The following is a 5,345-nucleotide window of genomic DNA, read 5'->3' on the forward strand; positions in this document are numbered from 1 at the left end:
TGGTCATGTCTGGTACTCTCCTCATATGGATAATTTGTATCAGTCTAATCGACCTCCACATTTATGTCCAACTCAGTGTAGACCATCCAATGTTCCAAACCGAGATCGATCCCGACCTTGTTCTCGGCTGGGATCCATGGTGCATCGTCCTGTTTGACGAGGATGGAGACAAAGAACTTGCCCGTCTTGGTCATCGAGACCGTCGCCGACCGGATGACGCCCTCGAACGGGCGATGTTGTGTGAACCGCACGAACCCGACCTTCGGCAGACGGACCTTGCCCGCCTCGATGCGGATCGTGCCATGCTGGTTGTTCGTCGTGTAGGAGGCGCGCGCCTTTCGTCTCGACTTGAACACCGGAAAGCCGGCCGTCCCGGCGAAGAACTTCGCGAACGCGGTGTCGAGGTTCAGCTTTGCGTTCGCGAGCGCGAGGCTGTCCGCCTCGGCGAGGAACGGGAACAGGGGCTTGTAGGAGGCGGGTGTCCCCGGTTTCCGTCTCGTTCCGCTCCCCGTTTTCGCCTCCTCGCGGATGGCGATCCGGTCCTCGAGCAGCTTGTTGTAGATGAACCGGGCGCAGCCGATCGTCTTGATGAGGAACTCGGCCTGTGCCGCCGTCGGGTGGAGCCGGTATGTGTAGCCTTTCAGCATGTCCGTCCCTCCTCCCCTCAGAAGATCGTGATATGTTCTCCTCATCCGATACCCGTGGAGGGGGAGGGAGAATCTGACGGAATGACGAACTTTTGTTCGTCATATCTGTCACAGGGAGAGCAAACTGTTGGACCGGGCGATTCATCTCCCACCTACGCCGGGCTACGCCCCGAGACGCTTAGAGGAGGGAGAATTCTCGCCTGATTTAGTTAAAAATAGCTGAGGTGATGAAAAAAGTGGATTCTTCCATAGTGATTGATTTGTTGATTGTTTTGTTTTTGATTGTGTTGAACGGGATTTTTGCGATGACAGAAATTGCGCTCATCTCATCGAAACCTGCAAAACTTGAGGTTGAAGCAAATCGAGGGAAACGAAGTGCCAAGATTGCGCTTCATTATTCGAAAGACCCGACAGATTTGTTGTCGACCGTTCAAGTCGGAATCACATTGATTGGGATTATTAACGGGGCCTACGGGGGCGCACGCTTCTCGGCACCGCTCGCATCGGCGTTTGAACAAGCCGGGATGAGTACGCAGTATGCCGGAACCGTTGCTTATGTGGCCGTCGTTACAATTATCACGTATCTATCCCTGATTATCGGTGAATTGGTGCCAAAGCGAATTGCGCTTGTGTCTCCTGAAAAAGTCACGATGGCAATCATCCCTTCACTTGATTTATTCAGTAAAGTGATGAAGCCATTCATTTGGATTTTATCGAAATCGACACTCTTTTTGTTCAAGCTGCTTGGCTTGAAAGCAGAACAAACGAGCGGTGAGACGGAGCTTGAGATTAAACAGCTTCTCTTTGAGGGGGCACAGCAAGGCCAGTTCGCCCATGAAGAAGTACAGCAAGTCGAACGCGTCTTTGCGTTTCACGATCAATTGATTTATGAACTCATGCAACCTCGGACGACGCTTGAGTGGGTCGATTTAGAAGATGATATGGATGATATCAAGAAGTCGATCTATGAAAGTAAACATAACAAGTTACCGGTCGGTCGCGACTCGCTCGACGATTTTGTCGGATATATCGATGTCCGTGACATTTTGACGTTACCGACATTACGTGAGCCATCACAGATTTTGAAGCGCATCAAGCAACCGCTCATCGTTCCGAAACAACGAGAGGCGAGCCAAGTACTTCAGATGATGCAGAAAAATGGTGTCGAGATTGCCTTCGTCTTAGATGAATACGGTGGATTCCTTGGCATGGTCACCTTGTTCGATATTTTGGAAGAAATCGTCGGAGAAGTCATGATTGAAGAGGATACACCGGAAGTGGTACGTCGCGAAGATGGGTCATATTTAGCGGACGGTTTGCTTGGAATCGAAGATTTGAAACGAACGTTTGAGATTCGGGATAACCGATTCGACGAAGGGCGCAACTCGTATCACACACTTGCCGGACTCGTCATTTATGCACTCGGCGATTTCCCGAAACGGGGCGATGTGGTCGAAGCGTATGGACTTCGCTTTGAAGTCGTAGATATGGACGGAAAGCGTGTCGACCAAGTGCTTGTCTCAGAACTACAAGAACCAATCACAGAAGAGGACTGATGCGGTCGCATCAGTCCTCTTTTTCATGTGTCATCCATGTGCGTTGTAAAGCGCCTAACAAGACGTGAGCCGTGTGCAACATCGCCCGTTCATCCACATCGAAGCGAGGATGATGATGAGGGAAGATTGCTGAAAGCCTGGGATTCCCTGCCCCTGTGAAGAAAAAGCTACCGGGGACATGCTCGACATAGTAAGCGAAGTCTTCCCCGACCATGAGCGGGGACATTTCGATGACACCGTCTGCCCCGACGACATCTATCGCGCTCAAGCGGACGAGTTCTGTTTCGGTCACATGATTCACGACAGCAGGATACCCTTTTATATACTCCAATTCGTAATCGGCATCACTCGCCTCACAGACAGAACGGATGATTCGTTCCATATCGGAGATGATTTTTTCTTGCGTCTCCCGAGTGAATGTCCGCACGGTACCAGATAACTTCGCTTCTTCGGCAATGACGTTGAACGCTTGCCCGGAGTGGAGCGTCCCGATAGTCAACACGGCAGGTTCGAGTGGGTCGATGCGTCGACTGACAATTTGTTGGAGATGATTTGCTACGTTCACGGAGACCATGAGGGCATCGACCGTATGTTGTGGAATCGCACCGTGCCCACCTGTTCCTTTAATCGTCAATTCAAATCGATCGGCAGCGGCCATGACAGGACCTGTTTTGACACCAACTGTTCCAAAAGGGAGCGGTGTCCAAATGTGCGCACCATAAATATAGTCCACATTGTTGAGGCATCCGTCTTCAATCATCGGTTTGGCACCACCTGGAGATAATTCTTCGGCAAATTGGTGAATCAATACGACGTCTCCAGGAAGTGACACCTCGGTTAATACTTTCGCGAGGACGAGAAGTGTCGCTGTATGGGCATCGTGTCCACAAGCATGCATGACGCCATTTACTTTTGAACGATATGGAACGTCTTTCACATCTTGAATGGGAAGAGCATCAAAGTCAGCGCGTAACGCGATGGTCGGACCGTCACCGCCTTTGATTCGACCGACGACACCGTTTCCGCCAACATGTTCACGTACTTCGATCCCAAGTTCACGGAGATACGAGGCGATCTTTTTTGGTGTTTCGACTTCTTGAAAAGACAGTTCCGGATATTGATGAAAATGACGTCGCAGGGACACCATTTCTTCAAATAACTCCGTCAAGCGTATTTCAGCATTCGTGACAGTCATTGCGTACACTCCTTTGTGATCAACGCATCAAGAATTGCAACCATTTGCAGATTTTTTTGAAAGTTAAGCTTATCTTATATGAGTAAAGGGAATTAATACAGGAGAAACTGAAGAAATGAGGTGCCAACATGGGGTGGATTATTGCGATTGTAGCAGTTGTCGTGCTCGTACTCATCTATTTTTCGATGTACAACGGGCTCGTCAAATATCGAAATTGGGTCGACGAGGCGTGGGCTCAAATCGATGTGCAATTAAAACGGCGTTATGACTTGATTCCGAATTTGGTCGAAACGGTGAAGGGCTATGCAAAACACGAGCAAGAAACGCTTGCGAAGGTCGTTGAGCTGAGAAACCAGCTCGGAGAAAAGTCGAATCGCCAAGACCAGATGGCGGTAAACGATCAGCTGAGCGGGGCGCTGAAAAACTTGTTTGCGCTTCGTGAGGCGTACCCGGACTTGAAAGCGAATGAGAACTTCAAGATGTTGCAGGAAGAATTGACACAGACGGAAAACAAAGTGGCGTATTCGCGCCAGCTCTATAACAATACGGTCATGAAGTATAACACAAAAATCGAATCGGTACCGACGAATATCATCGCGTCCGTCCATCACTTTGAAAAGCGCGATATGCTCGAGGCGCGTGCCGAAGAGCGCGAGAACGTTCGCGTCTCGTTTTGATGAATCGAGGTGGCACGTATGCTCCTCTATGAACAAATTCGAAAGAATAAAGTGAAGACGGTGTTCATCGTGACAGGATTCGTTTTATTCGTCCTTCTCGTCGGAGCAGCCATCTCCTACGTCAATTATGGGGATGCGATTCCAGGGTTGATTTTCACACCCGTCTTTTCCTTGTTTTATGTCGGTATCGTCATCATGTCGAGTACGAACATCGTCATGAGAATGAACCGGGCGCAAGAAGTGACTTCGGTAGAAGAGCACCGCTTTTTATGGCATACGGTCGAAAACATGGCGATGGTCGCGCGAGTACCGATGCCTCGCATCTTTATCATCAATGATTCGTCACCGAACGCATTTGCGACCGGACTGAAACCAGAAAAGGCGGCCGTTGCCGTCACGACCGGGCTGTTGGATCAACTGTCGCGTGAAGAAGTGGAAGGTGTGATTGCGCATGAGGTCGCACACATTAAAAATTATGACGTGCGACTCTCGACGGTCACGCTCGCACTCGTGTCAGTGATCGCCATCATGAGTGATATCGGGTCGCGTATGTTATTTTTCCGGAGTATCAGTGGAGGACGACGTGACCAAAATCAAAATCCAATCTTTCTCATCATTGGACTCGTTTTGTTGGTGTTGGCCCCGCTTATTGCAATGCTCATCAATATGGCGATTTCACGTAATCGTGAGTTTCTGGCAGATGCGAGTGGTGCGGAACTGACCCGTAACCCGGATGCGTTGGCTTCAGCGCTTGAGAAGATTGCAAACGTCGAAACACCGGTCGAGCAAGCGTCGAGTGCCTCGGCACCGCTTTACTTCTCCGACCCACTTAAAAAGAAAGTGAGCGGTCTATTCTCGACGCACCCGGATCCAGTCGATCGTATTTCCCGACTTCGTCAAATGTAAGAAGGGCCTGTCCGTTGCGACAGGCTCTTTATGTTACACTGAACTGGGAAAATAAGGGGGGTAGATGATTTGAGTAGAAATATGTACATAGGTTTAGGAGTTGCTTTACTAGTCGTATTGTTTTTATTAGGACTAGTACCATATACAGTGCAGGTAGTGCTTAAGGTGTTCATGTGGCTCACGCAGTACATCTTGCCGTGGATTTTCCTCTATTATTTCATTCAGTTCTATAAGCACCACACTACTAAACAAGAAAAGCCACCTGAATGAGGTGGCTCAGCTTGTTGACGAACCAGGTCGCATCTTGCGACCTGGTTCGTCCTTTTTTGTGGTTCCCGGTTTCTTGAGGCGTTCTGCCCCCATA

At 49.5% G+C, this 5,345-nt stretch carries 5 protein-coding genes; 3 read left to right on the top strand and 2 right to left on the bottom strand.

What is annotated here, in order from left to right; genetic code table 11:
• Positions 1–44: 44 nt before the first annotated feature.
• Positions 45–647 carry an RNA-guided endonuclease InsQ/TnpB family protein gene (locus tag KNO76_RS13635; protein WP_251128028.1) on the bottom strand — a complete coding sequence of 201 codons (603 nt, stop codon included), beginning with the start codon at positions 645–647 and terminating at the stop codon, positions 45–47.
• A gap of 227 nt (positions 648–874) precedes the next feature.
• On the opposite strand from KNO76_RS13635, the gene KNO76_RS13640 reads away from it, so the two are divergent.
• Positions 875–2,203: a hemolysin family protein gene (locus KNO76_RS13640; protein ID WP_214885967.1), complete on the top strand. Its 1,329-nt coding sequence runs from the start codon at positions 875–877 to the stop codon at positions 2,201–2,203.
• Between the two features lie 10 nt (positions 2,204–2,213).
• Here KNO76_RS13640 and KNO76_RS13645 read toward each other — a convergent pair whose 3' ends face one another.
• Positions 2,214–3,398, bottom strand: coding sequence for an amidohydrolase (locus KNO76_RS13645; protein ID WP_214885969.1), 1,185 nt, complete (start codon positions 3,396–3,398; stop codon positions 2,214–2,216).
• A gap of 128 nt (positions 3,399–3,526) precedes the next feature.
• Here KNO76_RS13645 and KNO76_RS13650 point away from each other — a divergent pair, with 128 nt between their 5' ends.
• A complete protein-coding gene (locus tag KNO76_RS13650) occupies positions 3,527–4,075 on the top strand; it encodes a LemA family protein (protein WP_015880351.1) in 549 nt (182 codons plus the stop codon).
• A gap of 18 nt (positions 4,076–4,093) precedes the next feature.
• Complete coding sequence (htpX, locus tag KNO76_RS13655; protein WP_214885971.1) at positions 4,094–4,981, top strand: zinc metalloprotease HtpX; 888 nt, start codon at positions 4,094–4,096, stop codon at positions 4,979–4,981.
• Positions 4,982–5,345: the final 364 nt, after the last annotated feature.

It is taken from the genome of Exiguobacterium sp. s101, from assembly GCF_018617835.1.
In the GTDB taxonomy this organism is placed as follows: domain Bacteria; phylum Bacillota; class Bacilli; order Exiguobacteriales; family Exiguobacteriaceae; genus Exiguobacterium; species Exiguobacterium marinum.